16 protein-coding genes are annotated in these 18011 nt (G+C 26.9%); 15 read left to right on the top strand and 1 reads right to left on the bottom strand.

Annotation, left to right across the window (positions count from 1 at the left end; all coding sequences use genetic code 11):
* The 12 genes from ACYQ44_RS06165 to uvrA all read left to right on the top strand — a co-directional run.
* Positions 1-1588 (top strand): polysaccharide biosynthesis/export family protein (locus ACYQ44_RS06165; RefSeq protein WP_459996012.1); only part of this gene is annotated, 1588 nt, incomplete at its 5' end.
* A 45-nt stretch (positions 1589-1633) separates the two neighbouring features.
* Positions 1634-3022 carry an ATP-dependent protease ATPase subunit HslU gene (hslU, locus tag ACYQ44_RS06160; RefSeq protein WP_459996011.1) on the top strand — a complete coding sequence of 463 codons (1389 nt, stop codon included), beginning with the start codon at positions 1634-1636 and terminating at the stop codon, positions 3020-3022.
* A gap of 9 nt (positions 3023-3031) precedes the next feature.
* Complete coding sequence (locus ACYQ44_RS06155) at positions 3032-3715, top strand: response regulator (protein WP_459996010.1); 684 nt, start codon at positions 3032-3034, stop codon at positions 3713-3715.
* On the top strand, positions 3705-4142 hold the full coding sequence (locus ACYQ44_RS06150) for an NAD(P)-binding protein (protein WP_459996009.1): 438 nt from the start codon (positions 3705-3707) through the stop codon (positions 4140-4142). Before ACYQ44_RS06155 ends, ACYQ44_RS06150 begins: the two co-directional genes overlap by 11 nt.
* The gene (locus tag ACYQ44_RS06145; protein ID WP_459996008.1) at positions 4132-4815 is read left to right on the top strand and encodes a potassium channel family protein; all 684 of its coding nucleotides are present in this window, start codon (positions 4132-4134) and stop codon (positions 4813-4815) included. The genes ACYQ44_RS06150 and ACYQ44_RS06145 overlap by 11 nt, the downstream gene beginning before the upstream one ends.
* On the top strand, positions 4812-6323 hold the full coding sequence (locus tag ACYQ44_RS06140; protein WP_459996006.1) for a TrkH family potassium uptake protein: 1512 nt from the start codon (positions 4812-4814) through the stop codon (positions 6321-6323). Before ACYQ44_RS06145 ends, ACYQ44_RS06140 begins: the two co-directional genes overlap by 4 nt.
* A 9-nt stretch (positions 6324-6332) precedes the next feature.
* Positions 6333-7598: a histidine--tRNA ligase gene (gene hisS / locus ACYQ44_RS06135; RefSeq protein WP_459996005.1), complete on the top strand. Its 1266-nt coding sequence runs from the start codon at positions 6333-6335 to the stop codon at positions 7596-7598.
* Between the two features lie 4 nt (positions 7599-7602).
* Positions 7603-8451 carry a hypothetical protein gene (locus ACYQ44_RS06130; protein ID WP_459996003.1) on the top strand — a complete coding sequence of 283 codons (849 nt, stop codon included), beginning with the start codon at positions 7603-7605 and terminating at the stop codon, positions 8449-8451.
* Between the two features lie 120 nt (positions 8452-8571).
* Entirely contained in the window at positions 8572-8826 is a 255-nt protein-coding gene (acpP, locus tag ACYQ44_RS06125; protein ID WP_459996002.1) for an acyl carrier protein, read from the top strand.
* 80 nt (positions 8827-8906) lie between these two features.
* Positions 8907-10493 carry a CTP synthase gene (gene pyrG, locus ACYQ44_RS06120; RefSeq protein ID WP_459996000.1) on the top strand — a complete coding sequence of 529 codons (1587 nt, stop codon included), beginning with the start codon at positions 8907-8909 and terminating at the stop codon, positions 10491-10493.
* Positions 10490-11080, top strand: coding sequence for a CPBP family intramembrane glutamic endopeptidase (locus tag ACYQ44_RS06115; RefSeq protein ID WP_459995999.1), 591 nt, complete (start codon positions 10490-10492; stop codon positions 11078-11080). The genes pyrG and ACYQ44_RS06115 overlap by 4 nt, the downstream gene beginning before the upstream one ends.
* 116 nt (positions 11081-11196) lie before the next feature.
* Positions 11197-14019: an excinuclease ABC subunit UvrA gene (uvrA, locus tag ACYQ44_RS06110; protein WP_459995997.1), complete on the top strand. Its 2823-nt coding sequence runs from the start codon at positions 11197-11199 to the stop codon at positions 14017-14019.
* A gap of 18 nt (positions 14020-14037) precedes the next feature.
* Here uvrA and rd read toward each other — a convergent pair whose 3' ends face one another.
* Positions 14038-14199, bottom strand: a complete 162-nt coding sequence (gene rd / locus ACYQ44_RS06105) for a rubredoxin (RefSeq protein WP_072864772.1) — start codon at positions 14197-14199, stop codon at positions 14038-14040.
* A 171-nt stretch (positions 14200-14370) separates the two neighbouring features.
* Between rd and ACYQ44_RS06100 the strand changes: the two genes are divergently transcribed.
* Genes ACYQ44_RS06100 through ACYQ44_RS06090 form a run of 3 tightly spaced genes read left to right on the top strand, consistent with a single transcriptional unit; the run spans position 14371 to position 18003 of the window.
* On the top strand, positions 14371-14604 hold the full coding sequence (locus ACYQ44_RS06100; protein ID WP_459995995.1) for a DUF3783 domain-containing protein: 234 nt from the start codon (positions 14371-14373) through the stop codon (positions 14602-14604).
* A gap of 12 nt (positions 14605-14616) precedes the next feature.
* Entirely contained in the window at positions 14617-16770 is a 2154-nt protein-coding gene (gene glgX / locus ACYQ44_RS06095) for a glycogen debranching protein GlgX (protein ID WP_459995993.1), read from the top strand.
* Positions 16771-16794: 24 nt separating this feature from the next.
* Complete coding sequence (locus ACYQ44_RS06090) at positions 16795-18003, top strand: nicotinamide-nucleotide amidohydrolase family protein (protein WP_459995992.1); 1209 nt, start codon at positions 16795-16797, stop codon at positions 18001-18003.
* Positions 18004-18011 lie beyond the last annotated feature (8 nt).

Here is an 18011-nt window from a genome sequence, read left to right as displayed (position 1 = left end):
ACTATCAGAAATAAAGATATTTGATCCAGAAACAAAAGAAACATTAGTAGCAACTGAAAATATTGAATTAAAGAACAATATGTATATAGATATTATTCCAATAGAAAAATATGTATATGTTGTTGGAGATATTGCAAAAACACTATTTTTTGATAAAAAAGAAACAATAAATAAAGCCACCATTTTAGCTAAATTAGGTCTAACTGAGGAGAAAGTAAAAAGTTTTGAATATGATAGTTTAAATCCTGGTAGTATTGTAAATATAAAGATTAAAAAGAATTATGTATATGTTTCAGGTGCTTTTAACTATACAGGAAGATTAGATTTCGATATTTCAGAACCTATTACACTTTCTGCTATTATTTCTAAAGCAAGAGGTTTTAAAAACGAATTTAGTGGAGAATTGATAATACTTAATGATGAAAATTCAAGATCAATAATTATAGAAGAAAATAAAGTATATAATGATGTTATTGAACCAGGTGCAATGATAATGGCGAAAAATTCAAAAAGGGAAGTATATATTTTAGGGGAAGGTGTTGCAAATGGAATATATGTTGCAAAATTAAATGATTCTTTATGGAATGTGTTATTAAGAGCTGGGTTTGTACCTTCAAATAAATATGAAATTCAAGTTAAGTCTAATAATGAAATTAAAACGTATAATGGAGAAGAAGCTGAAACGGAGTTAAGAAAAATTCCTATAGTAGGAGAAGTATATGTGAATATAAAAAAGGTTAAAAATGATAATATATTAATATACAAAAATGGTTCAGTAAAAGTAATAACTCCTAAAATAGAAGATTATGTTACTTTAATAGATGTATTTAGCAGTGTAAATGGATTTTCACCTTCAAGTGATGGAACAATAATGGTGTATAATAATAGTAAAAAGATAGCTGAATTTAATTCACTAGATGTAATAAATAATCCTTTAGCAAAAATACCCCAAGGATCATATATAAATTTTGTTTTAGATGTAAATCTAAATTATATAACAGTTTTAGGTAATACAACTCCAAGAAGTATAAAAAGTGAAATACCAATTCCTTTAACAGAAATATTAGGGCAATTATCTATTGATTGGAGAACTCAAAAATATGTAAAATTATATAAATCAAATGGGGAATTTGAAGAAGTTGATTTAGATAAAGTAAAAAGTTTAAATTCTATACTAATAGAACCAGGTACAGTAGTATATGTTCCAACAACACATAATCAATATATTTATATCTTTGGAGAAGTTGCTAAACCTGGTTTAATTCCATATACAAAAGGTTTAAATATAATTGAAGCATTATTTAAAGCTGGAGTAAAGTCACAAACAGCTGAATTATCAAATGTTTTCTTATTCACAGATGGTCCAGATCAACCACCAATAGTATTAAATTTAAAAGATTTTTATAATGGTAACAATGTTCCAGAAAATATGAATAAGTTACTTGAACCAGGGGATATTATTTATATACCTAAAAATGTTTTAACAAATGTTGTTAATGTAATGAGTACTGTAAGTAATTTTATGAGTTTCTTTAATACAGGATATACAACATATAATAATATTAATAACATAATTTCTGGTAATTAATAGATCCCCCAGAAGGGGGATTTGAATATTAGTGGAGGTGGGAAAATGTCAGAACTAACACCAAAGGAAATAGTTAGAGAATTAGATAAATATATTATTGGTCAAAAAGAAGCTAAAAAAGCTGTAGCTGTAGCATTAAGAAATAGATATAGAAGATTAAAATTGCCGGAGGAATTAAAAAAAGAAATAATGCCCAAAAACATTCTTATGATTGGTCCAACTGGTGTAGGAAAAACAGAAATAGCAAGAAGGTTAGCTCAAATTGCTGATGCACCTTTTATAAAGGTTGAAGCGACAAGATTTACAGAAGTAGGTTATGTAGGAAAAAATGTTGAATCTATGATAAGAGAATTAGTAGATGTTTCTATTAATATGGTAAGAACTAAAATGATGAAAGAAGTGGAAGATAAAGCTGAAGAAATGGTGGAAGAAAAAATACTAGATGCATTAACAGGCGTGAAAAAACAAAAGCAACCAACTGGAAATTTTATGGACTTATTAAATATGTTTGGACAAAATCAACCTAAGAGAGAGGATCCAGTTCAAGATACAAACAATTATCAAAGAAGAACGGAATTAAAACAAAAATTAAAAAATAAAGAATTAGAAGACATTGAAATAGAAATTGAAGTAGAAGAAAGTCCATCTCCTATGTTTGCAGGATTAGGTCCAGAATTTGAAGATATGGGGATTCAAATTGGTGAAATGTTTTCAAATATGATGCCTAAAAAAACTGTTAGAAGAAAAATGAAAATAAAAGATGCAAGAAAGGCATTGTTGCCAATAGAAGCTGAAAAATTAATAGATAAAGAAAAAATGATTCAAGAAGCAATTGATAGAGCACAAAATAGAGGTATTATTTTTATAGATGAAATGGATAAGATTGCTGCAAAATCTGGTGGCTCTGGACCTGATGTTTCGCGTGAAGGAGTTCAAAGAGATTTATTGCCCATAGTTGAAGGAACTACAGTAATAACAAAACACGGACCAATAAAAACAGATTACATGCTTTTTATTGCAGCTGGAGCTTTTCATGTGTCCAAACCATCAGATTTAATTCCTGAAATGCAAGGTAGATTCCCTATAAGAGTTGAATTGGATGCATTAACTGAAAAAGATTTTGTTAGAATATTAGTTGAACCAGAAAATGCTATCACAAAACAATATAAAGCTTTATTAAAAACTGATGGAGTAGATTTAATATTTACCGATGAAGGAATTGACGAATTAGCTAAAATAGCATTTAATTTAAATGAAAAAATAGAAAATATTGGAGCAAGGAGATTGTATACCGTTGTAGAAAAAGTGTTAGAAGAAATTTCCTACGAAGCTCCGCTAGATTCAGAAATAGAAATTCAAATTACAAAGGAATATGTAAAACAAAGAATAGGTGATCTTGCTGACAATAAGGATTTAAGTGAATTTGTTTTATAGGAGGGTATTATGCATAAAATACTCATTATAGATGATTCCCCTGAAATAGTAATTTTGTATGAAAAAATGATAAATAATTATCTTCAAAGTATAGACCACATAAATATTGTTCTTTATACAATAAATGAATTAAAAAATTTTTTAAATAATGAAGATAATTTTAAAGAAAAATATTCACTTATTTTGAGTGAAATAGAACTTCATGGTGAAAATATAACAGAATACTTAGAAATTTTAAAAACATATCAACCCAAAACACCTTTGTATATTGTAAGCAATAAAATGAATTTAAATTCTATTAGAACTGTTTTTAAAATAGGTGCATTAGATTGGATAGAAAAACCTATTGTTCCAGAAGAATTTTCTATTATGCTTGCGGAGTCTGTGTTTAAAGGTGAAACATTTGAAAGTAGATATAGGAAATTGAAAAATGAATTAAATATGTTTTCTGAAAATAATAATCTTGAATTTTTTAGATTGGAAGATAAAATAAGTAAATTAATATTTGATAATCCTAATAGATATGAAGGACATTTTTTGCTTGGATATTTGTATTGGAAGAAAATGAAAAATATTACCCTTTTAAAAAAACATTATTATGCTGCATTAGCTCTTGCAGAAAATACAATAAAAGATAAAGAGTTGGAAAACGTTATAGTAAAGATTCTGGAGGCTCAAAACAATGAAAAATAAAATAAAATATATTATTATTATAGGTTGTGGAAGATTGGGATCAGAGTTGGCTAAACGTTTTTCAAAAGAACACAATGTTATTGTTGTTGATAAATCATCAGAGGCATTGGAAAGATTGAAGAAATATAATTTTACTGGTTTTTCTATGGTTGTTGATAGCACGGATATTGCAACTCTTGAACAAGTAAAAGCTGAAAAAGCTGATTTGATTTACTTGGTAACACCTGATGATAACTTGAATTTTATGCTTGCCAATGCATGTAATGAATTTTATAAATCAAAAAATTCAAATCTTGAGATAATAGCCAGAGTAAATGATCCTCATAAAAAAAGCATTTTTGAGAGAGCTGGAATAAATATTTTTTGTCCTATTGAACATGCAGTTGATGAATTAGTAGGAAATGTAGGTGAGGAAAATGAAAAATAAAACATTTTATATAATTGAAGGTGGAAATATAGCTTATTCCATAGTAAGAAATTTGTTATATAAAGGCCATAATGTTTATTATATTTCCATTGATGAAGAAAATTTACACAATATTTTATCTTTGAAAGCTTATTATTCAAATTTAGAAGGAATTTTACATGATCCAACTGAAATAACTTTTTTAGAAAGTTTAGATATGGCTCCTAATAGAGTTGGAGGAATAATTACATTATCTAATGATGATGCATTAAATTTTGTTGTTTCTTGGTTGGTTAAACAGTTATATGAGGATATAAGAGTTTTATCTTTAGTTAATTATCCAGAAAATGAAAAATTGTTTTTACAAAATCAAATTGAAACTATTAGTATAACAAGTTGGATAGAAAAGTTAATTGAATCATCAATAGAATATCAAACAAATCTTAGTTTTTTCAACCCTTATGCTGATAAATTAGCTATAATAGAAGTAAGGATTAAAAAGCGCGATTATGCTGCTAATAGAAAATTGAAAGAGTTGCATATGCCTGAAAATTCTATTGTTAGTATGTTGATAAGAGAAGAAGAAATTTTTGTTCCTCAAGGTAATACTGAAATAATACCAGGAGATAAATTAGTAATATTTTCACTAAAGGATAAAGTACCAGAGGTAAAACTTAAGTTATTGAAGGGATGAAGAGAATGCCTAAATATCTTTCTAATTTAAAATATAGATATAAATTAATTTTTAGAAATACTGGAATAATGATGATATATTTTGGAATATTTCTGATGATTTTTGGTTCAATATCTATTTTTTATAAAGATTTCAACTCATTATATAGTTTTATAGAATCTGGGTTAATTAGCGTTTTTACTGGAATAGTGTTTTTATTATTAAGTTGGAATGTTAAAAATTCTGCAATAAATATTCAAGATGCAATTGTTATTATATTTTTAGTATGGACTTTTGCAATATTTTTTTCAGCATTACCTTTTGTTTTTTCGGGTATATTAAATATTCATCATGCAATTTTTGAATCAACTAGTGGGTGGACAACTACAGGTTTGACATTAATTGATGTAACTAAAATACCAAAAATATTCCTATTATGGAGAAGTTTAATGCAGTATTTTGGTGGAGCTGGGTTTGCATTAATTATGGTTATTGCAACTGGTTCTCTTGGTGTAGGTCTTTATCAAGCAGAAGGAAGAACTGATAATGTTGTACCGAATTTAAGAGATTCTGCAAAAATAATTTTCGGAATATATATTTCTTGGGCAATTATAGGAGTTATTCTTTTAAAATTAATAGCAGGTTTTACATTATTTGATGCATTTAATCATACATTAACGGCTTTAGCTACAGGAGGATTTTCCACTAAAATTAATAGTATTGGTGAATTTAACAATATAAATGCTGAAATTATCATAATGATTTTAATGATTGCGGGTGGAACAGGTTTTGGTGTTCATTATGCAGCTTTAAGAAAAAGAGATTTATTTAAAAAAAATCCAGAACCTAGAACAATGTTTTTTATTCTAGTACTTTCGATTCCATTGTTATTATTTTTTACAACAAAAATGTTATATGGAACGTTTGGAGGATTACGACACGCTGCTTTTCAAGCTATTTCTGCATTAACCGGAACAGGTTTTTCTACAATTTCTTTTAATAATTGGAATAATTTTGGTCTATTAATTATGACTATTCTCATGATATTTGGTGGAATGATGGACTCAACTTCTGGTGGTTTAAAATTGTTTAGAATATTTGTAATATGGAAGATTATTATTCATCAAATAAAAAATTATTTTAAACCTGAAGGCAGTATTTTTCACGTAGAAGTGTATAAAGGTATTTCAAAAAAGAAAATATCATATGATACATTAAAGGATGTAATAGCAGTGGTTTTTATGTATTTTTTAGTATATACAATTGGTGTTTTGGTATTATTAAGTTATGGATATTCAATGGAAGATTCAATGTTTGAATATGCTTCGGCTTTATCTGCGGTAGGATTATCTGTAGGAATAACTGTTCCTGATGCTCCTTTGGGAGTTATTTGGGTTGAGACAATGGGTATGTATTTAGGTAGATTAGAATTTTTCGTAATATTTTTTGCCATAATAAAAATATTTAGGGATATTAAAGATGTTGTAGAGATTAATTTTTTTAAACTAAGAGGAGGTGACCCCTTTTAAAGGGTAGTTATGGCTCAGTACAAGAAATTTAAAGGGACACAAGATATATTTGGGGAAGAATCAAAATATTGGTATTTTATTGAAAATAAAGCTCGTGAGATATTTCTGAAATTTGGATTTAAAGAAATAAGAACTCCTATAATAGAACCTACAGAACTGTTCAAAAGGGGTGTAGGTGAAGCTACGGATATTGTTCAAAAAGAAATGTATACATTTGAAGACAAAGGTGGTCGTTCTGTCACATTAAGACCAGAAGGAACAGCCTCGGTTGTAAGAGCTTATGTTGAAAATTCTATGATTAATTTAGGGTCTCCAATAAAATTATATTATATAGGTCCTATGTTTAGATATGAAAAGCCACAAGCAGGTAGATTAAGACAATTCCATCAAATCGGAATAGAAATTTTTGGAACCGATACACCAATATCTGATGCAGAAACTATTATTTTAGCTGATGAATTATTAAAATCTTTAGGATTGAAAAATTATAAAATTAAAATTAATAGTATAGGTTGCGAAAAATGCAGACCTAAATATAAGGAAGCTTTAAAAAAATATTATGAGCCTTTGCTTCCAAATATGTGTGATGATTGTCAAAAAAGATACGATATAAATATTATGAGACTAATTGACTGTAAAAAAGATAAACAATACTCAAAAGATGCTCCTGTTATCTTAGATCATTTGTGTGATGATTGTAAAACACATTTTAATAAAGTAATTGAATATTTAAATGAATTAAGCATTAATTATGAAATTGATCCAAAAATAGTTAGAGGATTAGATTATTATACAAAAACAGCTTTTGAAGTTGAACATAAGGATTTGGGAGCACAATCAGTAATTATTGGTGGTGGAAGATATAATTCTTTGATAGAAAAAATTGGAGGTAAAGAAACTCCAGCTATCGGTTTTGGTATGGGAATAGAAAGAATAATACTTGCTCTAAAAAAAGAAAATATTGAAATAGAGACGCCGGAAAAGATAGATGTATATATAGCTTATTCTGGCGAAAATGCTGATATTGAAGCATTAAAACTTTCTAAAAGATTAAAAGATGAAGGTTTAAAAGTATTTTTAAATATATCAGATAGAAGCATTAGAAATCAAATGAAACATGCTAATAAAGTGAAAGCACAATTTGTAGCAATTATTGGAGAAAAAGAAATTGAAGAAGATACTGTTATGATAAAAAATATGCTTTCTGGAGAACAATTTGAAGTTGAAAATTATTGGGTACCTCAAATTTTAAAAGAAAAAATTTTATTGGAGTGATTTAATGATTTTTTTAAATCCATTAATAGTAATTATAGGTATGATAATTTATATTATACCGTATTTATGGCCTGTGAGTTTTGCTATTACAATGTTTGTATATCATGTTTTATTAAAAAATAGAGATGAACATATTAGGAGATTAAAATATACACTTGAAAATAAAAATATTGATTTAAGTATTTTTGATAAAATAAAAGAAGGAAATTCATTAAAAATATTATTTAGTTATATAGTATCATTTGCAGGTTTTTATATAATTTTTATGAGAATTTCAAACCAAATAGAAAATATATATAGTAAAATTTCTTCAATAGAAGAATTACAAACATTAGAAACACCATTATCAACTTTTGATACGTTGTTATTTTTCTTCTTTTTATTTTTAATATGGTTTACATACACTCTCTTAATAAATCGAATAATAAAAGATCAATTTTATCTTCAAAATATAGAAATACAACAAAATATAATAGAATCACCAATATTAAAATATAGAGATTCTAACTTTGTAATGTTTCTTAGATTAATAACTTTTAATTTATATGAGTGGTTTTTATTAATCTCTTTAATAAGGGAGACGAATACATTATATTTAACAGATGGAACTTATAAAATTGAAAGTAAAACACAAAAGAATAATTTAATTAAAACAGATGAGATACAAGAAAAAGGATTTGGTTTTAAAATAATGAAACCAGACGAATTTGATTCTAAAGAAGAGTTTCTTAGTTACTTATATGCAGAATTATCTAAATTAGATTCTATTAATAGAATAAAAAAAATAAACGAATTACTAGAAAAGCATATTATTACAAAAGATGAGGTTGAAAAAATAAGGAAATTTTTTTGATTTTTACAAAAAATTCACAAAACTTTTACTTGACAAGGAATTAAAATATTAATATAATAATAGCGATTTTATTATTGAAAGCAATGGTTGTCTTGTGAAATCTAATAGGGAGGTATTGATATGACAAGAGATGAACTTTTTGAAAAAGTAAAGGAAATTATAGTAGAGACTTTAAATGTCGATGAAGAAGATGTGACTTTAGATGCATCGTTTACAGATGATTTAGATGCTGATTCATTAGAATTAGTTGATTTAACAATGGCTTTTGAATCAGAGCTTGGAGTAACTATTGAAGATGAGGAATTAGAAAATATAAAAACTGTAGAAGATGTAGTAAATTCTTTAGCTGAAAAATTGAATATAGAAGAAGATTAATGACCTTAATAAGGGAAGCTTTCGCTTCCCTTATTTTATTATTTGAAGATATTATTTTATACTTTCAAGGAGGGAAATGTATGGCCAAAAAATATATTGTTGTTACTGGTGGTGTATTAAGTGGTATCGGTAAAGGAATAGTTTCAGCTTCTATAGGAAGGGTGCTAAAAGATTCTGGAATTAAAGTAAATTCTTTAAAAATAGATCCATATTTAAATGTAGACGCTGGTACTATGAATCCAAATCAGCATGGAGAAGTTTTTGTAACAGATGATGGTTATGAGGCAGATTTGGATTTGGGACATTATGAAAGATTTTTAGGAATGGATATGAGAAGGTTTAATAATATAACAGCAGGACAAATCTTTAAAAGTATTATTGAAAAAGAAAGAGAAGGGAAATATCTTGGTGCAACAGTTCAAATGGTTCCGCATGTGACTGATGAAATAAAAAATAGAATAAAAAGTATAGATACAGATTTATTAATGATAGAAATAGGTGGAACAGTTGGAGATATTGAAGGAGAAATATTTCTTGAAGCAGTAAGAGAGTTGTCTTTAGAAGAAGGCGTAAAAAATTTCTTTTTTATACATGTAACTTTTGTTCCTTATTTAAGTGTTACAAATGAATTTAAAACAAAACCAACACAACAATCAGTACAACTACTTAGGAAAATTGGAATTCATCCAAATATGTTAATTATTAGAACAGAAAAAGCTATTGATGCAAATAGTTTAGATAAAATAGCTTTGTTTGCAGGTGTAAATAGAAAGTTTGTCATTAATTTACCTGACGCTGATAATGTATATGAAGTTCCAGAAAAATTATATAATATAGGCGTTCAAAAAATAATAGCAGAAAATTTAAACCTCGAAATTCAAAATAAATTGAATTGGGAATATCCAAAGGTTTTCCAACCATTGAAAATTGCAATGATAGGGAAATATCTTGGAACTGATGATGCTTATAAAAGTATAATAGAAAGTATATTTTTAAGTGGAGCTGAGAAACCAGATTTAATAGATTCTCAACAAATTGAGGAATTAACAGAAGAAGAATCAAAAGAACTTCTTTCAAAATATGATGGAATAATTATTCCAGGAGGTTTTGGAAAAAGAGGTATTGAAGGTAAAATTAAATCTGTTAAAATAGCCAGAGAAAATAAAATACCTATTTTTGGAATATGTTTAGGAATGCAGATAATGGTTATAGAATTTGCAAGACATGTAGGAAATTTAAAGAATGCAAATTCTTCAGAATTTGATCCAAATACACCTTATCCAGTAATAGATATGATGGAAGAACAAAAAGAGATATTAAATTTAGGAGGAACAATGCGGTTAGGTGCTCAAGAAACAAAAATATTGAAAAATTCTAATTTATATAATATATATAAAACAGAAATAGTTTTTGAAAGGCATAGACATAGATATGAAGTAAATTTAGAAAAATTCAGTGAATTATTTGCTTATCCTGATGATGAAAATACAGATAACAAGTTAATAATTTCTGCAAAATCGGATTTTGTTGAAGCAATTGAAATTAAAAAGCATCCTTTTTTTATTGGTGTTCAATATCATCCAGAATTAAAGAGTAAAGTAGGTAAACCGCATCCGATTTTTAAAGCTTTTATAGAAAAATTAAAAGAATTAAAAGGATTAAAATGATTTACATTATTTTGCCTTTATTAATATTTATATATCTCTCAATAATATTCATTATTGAGAAAGAAATGCCTTTTGAAAAGGGTCTTATTCTAAAAATTCTTTTATTTTCATTATTAATTCCAATTTTTAAATTGGAATTATATAAAGGTATTCCATATCATCTTTATTTAATATTTATAGCATATGGAGTAATAATTTTAATGTTGCCTGAAAAAATAGTAAAACTTCCTTCTTTTAAAATATACCTAAATAAAAAAAGATTAATTTTGATACCATTATCTGCTGCAATAAATGAAGAGATTTTTTTTAGAGGAGTATTAAACAAATTTTTATTTCAAATATCTAAAAACAAAATAACTATATACTTAGTTTCTTCATTTTTGTTTGCGTTAATCCATATTTTCAATTATATTAATGGAATAGAAAGTAAAAAATACTTTTTATTAATATTTCCAGTAAGATTTGCTTTTGGGTTGTTTTTTTCAATTATAAATAATGAGTGGGGTTTGTTAAGTGTAATAATCATCCATTTTTTAATAGATTTCCCCGTATTTTATAGAATATACACGAAATATAGTATAAAATAGGATATTCAAAATAAAATATTGAGATAAAATTAATTTTATTAAAAATTATCTAAAGCACCTTATAGTTTATGTTATAATATTTAAGTAGAAATTTGGATAAAAATAGAGGTGTTAGAATGGATTATATTTATGTAAAAGGCGCAAGAGAACATAATTTAAAAAATATAGATGTGAAAATTCCTAAAAATAAATTGGTTGTTATTTCTGGTTTGTCAGGTTCCGGGAAATCAACGCTTGCTATGGATACTATATACGCAGAAGGTCAAAGGCGTTACCTTGAATCTGTATCATCATATGCAAGAATGTTTTTAGGTGAATTAAAAAAACCAGATGTAGAATATATAGAAGGATTATCCCCTGCTATAGCAATTGAGCAAAAATCTGTATCTCATAATCCTAGATCAACAGTCGGTACTGTTACAGAAATCTATGATTATATGAGAGTTTTATTTTCAAGAATAGGAAAACCTTTTTGCCCTGTATGTGATATTCCTGTTGAAAAATCATCAATAGATGAAATAATTGATAAAATATATAAAGAATTTGATAATAATTCTAGAATATATGTTTTTGCACCTATAGTTAAAGAAAAAAAAGGAGAATTTAAAAAAGAAATTGAACAAATGAAAAAAAACGGTTATAAAAGAGTTGAAGTTGATGGTGAAATATTTGATTTAGAAGATATAACTTTTTTAAAAAAAAGTTATAGACATACTATAAATCTTTTAATTGATAGACTTAAATTAAAAAAAGAAAATTTTGAAAGATTATATGAAGCTATTGAATTATCTTTAAATGAATCTGATGGTTTTGTTGAGATAAGAGAATTAGATATTAATGAGAAAGTTATAAAATCAAAAACATATAGTGAAAAGTTAGTTTGTCCAAATTGTGGATTTAGTTTTCCTGAAATAACACCAAAGTTATTTTCTTTTAATAGTCCATATGGAGCATGTCCAGATTGCCATGGTCTTGGATTTAAATTTGAGTTTGAACCAACATATATTTTAGATCCAGATAAAACTATATATACTGGGGCTACAAAATCTGGAAAAGATAGTTATTTAATAAAAACGTTAGAGCGTGTTATTTTGCATTATAATGATGATCCAAATAAAAAAATAAAGGAATTGAACCAGAAAACACAAAATGCATTATTATATGGTACAAAAGAAAAAATAACATTTGAATATATAACTCCTAATGGGGTTTATACTTTCAATAAGCAATTTGAAGGATTATATAATATGTTTGAAAGAAGATATAAATCAACTGATTCTGAAGATATGAGAACATATTATCAAAATGAATTTATGTCGATGAAAACCTGCCAAACATGTGGAGGTAAAAGATTAAAAAAAGAACCTTTGAGTGTAAAAATAAATGATATGAATATTCAAGAAATTTCAGATATGCCTATAAAGAATTCAAAACTATTTTTTGAAAATATAAAATTAAGCGAATTTGAACATAAAATTGTTGGAGAATTATTAAATGAAATTAGAAAAAGATTAGGGTTCCTTGAAGACGTTGGATTGGGATATATTTCTTTGTCAAGAACAGCAAATACGTTATCTGGTGGAGAATCTCAGAGAGTGAGATTGGCGACTCAAATAGGATCTGGATTAACTGGAGTGACTTATGTTCTTGACGAACCTACTATTGGTTTGCATCCAAGAGATAATGATAGATTGATAAAAACATTGAAAAAATTGAAAGACCTTGGAAATACTGTGTTGATTGTTGAACATGATGAAGAAGTAATAAAATCTTCAGATTATATTGTTGATTTGGGACCAGGTGCTGGAATAAATGGTGGGGAGGTTATATATAATGGTTGGGTCAAGAATTTATTAAAAAATCCCAAAAATTCTCTAACTGGTCAATATATAACTGGTCAAAAAAAGATTGAAATAATAAAATATAAAACCAAAAGAGTTGAAAAAAATAAATATTTAACATTATATGGAGCTTCGCATAATAATTTAAAAAATATTGATGTTGAAATTCCTTTAGGAAAATTCATAGCTATAACTGGGGTTTCTGGATCAGGAAAATCATCTTTAATTATGGATACTTTGTACCCTGCTCTAATTAAAGAATTAAGAGGAGCAAAAGTAAAACCTGGTTATTATAAAAAAATAGAAGGTTTAGAACATATAGATAATGTTATTGCGATTGATCAATCACCAATAGGTAGAACTCCTCGTAGTAATCCAGCAACTTACACAGGAGTTTTTGATTTAATAAGAGATTTATTTGCAGCAACTAAAGAAGCAAGAATGAAAGGTTTTAAAAAAGGAAGATTTAGTTTTAACGTAAAAGGGGGTCGTTGTGAAGCTTGTAATGGGAATGGATATTTAAAGATTGAAATGCAGTTTTTGCCAGATGTATATGTAACATGCGATGTTTGTAAAGGAAAACGTTATAATAAAGAAACATTGAGTGTCAAATATAAAGGAAAATCTATTGCTGATATTTTGGATATGTCGGTAGAACAAGCTTTGAATTTCTTTGAAAATATTCCAAGGATAAAAAATATACTACAGTTATTAAATGATGTTGGTGTGGGGTATATTAAGTTAGGGCAACCAGCAACAACATTATCTGGTGGAGAAGCTCAAAGGATTAAATTAACTTCAGAATTAAGGAAAAGATCAACAGGAAAAACAATATATTTTCTTGATGAACCTACAACAGGATTGCATTTTGAGGATGTGAAAAACTTAATAGAAGTATTACATAAATTAGTGGAGAAAGGCAATACAGTAATTATAATAGAACATAACTTAGATGTAATAAAAAATGCTGATTATATAATTGATTTAGGGCCAGATGGTGGAGAAAGTGGTGGTTATGTTATAGCTAAGGGAAGTGTAGAAGATATTATTAAAGCTAACACATATACTGGACAATATTTAAAAAAAGCAATAAAATAACCCTGCCATGCAGGGTTATTATTCTTGAACTTCAAACATATCTTTTCCTACACCACACATTGGGCATACCCAATCTTCAGGTAAATCATCAAAAGATGTTCCTGCAGGTATTCCTGCTGTAGGATCTCCTTCTTCAGGATCATAAATATAACCACAAACTGTACATACGTATTTTTTCATATATATCCCTCCTACTAAAAAGTTTTTATTTTTGTAATAATTACAAATTTATTATATCATTTTTTTCATATGATGTCAAGAACAAAAATTTTTAATTATTTTTTTTTCTTTCAAATTAGTGTGATATAATATCTATATACATATCAATTTAGAATAATAGGAGGGAAAGAAATGTTTGATGAAGTAAAGGATACACCAGTTATAATATTAAATGGATTTAACAGTGAAGAAATAAATAAAATAATGAAAGCTATTAAAAATATCGAAGGTCTACCAAGAATTATTTTTGCAGCAACTACAAAGACTAATGTTCGTTGGACAATAGAAGATTTGATTAAAGAATTAAAACAAGAAGATATAGAGGTAAAAAAAGCTTTAAAAAAAGCTTTGGAAAATAAGGAATAAGAGAGGATATATGTGAAATACGATTTTTATTATAACAATCCTGGAAAAGAAATAAAATTAAAAACGGAAAGAGGGTATCCAAAATTAGGAACTACTGTGGATGCAGGGGGTACTAATTTTGCACTTTTTACTAGAAATGGTAAAAAAGTTATTTTAGAATTATATCAAAATTTTTATGATGAAGAACCTTCTCATATTTTTGAATTAGATTCAGCAAAAAACAAAACTGGTGATGTATGGCATATATATATAAAAAATGTTAAACATGGTCAGTTTTATGGATGGAGGGTAGATGGACTTTATGATCCTTTGAATGGTTATAGATTTAATAAATATAAACTATTATCTGATCCCTACGCAAAGGCAATTTCTGGCTCCTATAATTGGGATGAGGATAGTGTATATGGTTATGATAGAACTTCTCATCTATTAGATTTATCTTTTTCTACAATTAACTCCTCAAAAAGTCCTGCAAAATCTATAGTAATAGATGATTCTGCATACGATTGGGAAAATGATAGACATCCCAGAATACCTTTTAAAGATTTAATTATATATGAGATGAATATTAGATTGTTTACCATGAATCCAAATTCTAATGTAAAATTTAAAGGAACTTTCGAGGGAATAATAGAAAAACTTCAATATTTAAAAGAATTGGGAATAAACGCAATAGAATTAATGCCGATCTTTGAATTTAATCCAAATTCGATAGTAAAAAATAATCCTATTACCGGAGAAAGATTAAAAGATGTATGGGGATATAATCCTTTAGGTTTTTTTGCTGTGACGGGAAATTATTCAAATGGTTTAAAAATTGGAGAACAAGTCTTTTTATTCAAGGATTTCGTAAAAACTCTTCATAAAGAAGGATTTGAAGTAATTTTGGATGTGGTATATAATCACACTGGGGAAGGTAATGAATTAGGGCCAACATTATCGTTTAGAGGTATAGATAATAGTATTTATTATATATTAAATAAAAATAAAAGATATTATGAAAACTATTCAGGATGTGGTAATACAGTTAATTGCAATCATACTGTAGTAAAAAATTTAATTATAGATAGTTTAAGATATTGGGTAACAGAAATGCATGTTGATGGTTTTAGATTTGATTTAGCCTCTATACTTGGGCGTGATGATAAAGGAAATTGGGTTGGAGATTTGTCATTATTAAAAGATATAGCTGAAGATCCAATTATTTTTGGTTCCAAACTAATTGCTGAAGGTTGGGATGCAGCAGGGGGATATTTTTTAGGGGCATTTCCGAAAGGTTGGGCTGAATGGAATGGGAAATTTAGAGATTCCATTAGACGTTTTGTAAAAGGAGAAGAAGGATTAGTAGGTGAAGTTGCATGTAGAATTTCCGGAAGCGAAGATTTATATGGTAATAAATCACCTTTAGCAAGTGTTAATTTTATAACATCTCATGATGGTTTTACTATGTGGGATTTGGTTTCATACAATGAAAAGCATAATGAAGAGAATGGTGAAGATAATAAAGATGGATCCAATGATAATTATAGTTTTAATTATGGAGTTGAAGGAGAAGTCGATGATGAAAAAATTTTAGAAAGTAGAAAAAGACAAATAAAAAATTTTTTTACAATCCTTATGATATCCCAAGGTACCCCTATGATTTATATGGGAGATGAATTTTGTAGAACACAATATGGTAATAATAATGCTTATTGCCAGGACACAGTAAAAAATTGGGTTGATTGGGATAGACAAGAAAAATTTTCCGATATTCTGAGGTTTGTAAAAAAACTAATATATTTTAGAAAAAAACATCATACTCTTAGAAGAGAGCATTTTTTTACAGGAAAAGATTATTCTGGTGATGGTATCCCGGATATAACATGGCATGGAGTAAAATTGAATCAACCAGATTTTTCTTATAATTCTAAATCATTAGCATTTATGATAAGTGGTTTGGATTTTGTTAATCAAAATGTACTTCCAGATGATGATATTTATATTGCTCTTAATTTTTATGAGGATAAATTGGATTTTGAACTTCCAAGGTTAAGGAATAAAAATTGGTATAGAGTTATTGATACCCATTTTAAAACACCGAATGATTTTTTAGATTTTCCTATAAAGGTTTCAGAATATTATACAGTAAAATCTAAAAGTATTGTAGTTTTAATTTCTAAGTAAATATGATAAAATATATAATTAGGAGTGATATCCATTAAAGTTGCTATTTTAAGTACTGGTGAAGAAATAATAGAGGGAGAAATATTAAATATTACAGCGAAAAAAATATCTCAAGAGTTATATGATATGGGATTTAAGGTATCTTCACATGTAAATGTTGGTGATAAAAAAGAAGATATTATATTATTTTTAGATTTCCTTTCGAGAGAAAATGATATTATATTTATTACTGGAGGATTAGGATCAACAAGAGATGATTTAACAAAAGAAGCGATGTCTGATTTTTTAAAGGAGAATTTGATATATAATGAAAATATTTATAAGGAGATATTGGATAAATATAAAAAATATGAAAAAAGCTCTAATGAATTAATTAAAAAGCAAGCCTATACTTTTAGAAATTCTATGATATTAAAGAATGAAGTAGGTAGTGCACCTGGAATATATATTATAAGAAATGAAAAACATTATTTTTTATTACCAGGGCCACCAATTGAAGCTCTTTCAATTTTTTCAAATTATATTAAACGTATTTTATTTAAATTTAATACAAAAAGAAAATATATAAAAAAGATTCAATTTTATAATATAACTGAATCAAATTTAATGTCTATGCTTAGAGAAAAATTAAGAGACATAAAATATTCTACGAAACTTGAATTGCCAATTGGTCCTTCTATAATATTTAAAGATGATAAGGAAAAAGTTGATCCTATTGTTAAATATATAGAAAAAAATTTTAAAAAATATATTATTCCAAATAATCCAATAGAGAAATTAATTGAAATCCTAATTCAAAATAAAAAAACAATTTCTATAGCTGAATCGTGTACGGGAGGATTAGTTGGAGATTTGATTACTAATGTTTCTGGAGCATCTAATGTTTTTAGAGGAGGGGTTGTATCTTATTCAATTTTTTCAAAAGAAAAAATTATTGAAATTGACCCATATTTTTTGAAAAAACATGGTACAATTAATTCAAAGACGGTAGAAATGATGGCAAAGAAAGTTTCAGAAATTTTTAATTCTAATTACGCAGTTTCAATAAGTGGGATAGCAGGACCTAATACAGATGAATTTAGTACTCCGGTTGGAACAGTTTTTTTTGGTATATATAATAGAGATGATGATAAAATAATTATTGAGAATAAAATATTTTCTGGAAATAGAAGAATTATAAAAGAAAAGGCTGCTTATTATGTATTAATAAGATTATTAAAAATGTTATTATAGGAGGTTTT

The sequence above is a fragment of the Marinitoga arctica genome, assembly GCF_054657315.1.
Note: the sequence above shows the minus strand (reverse complement) of the source record. Positions and strands in the feature narration are given on the sequence as shown.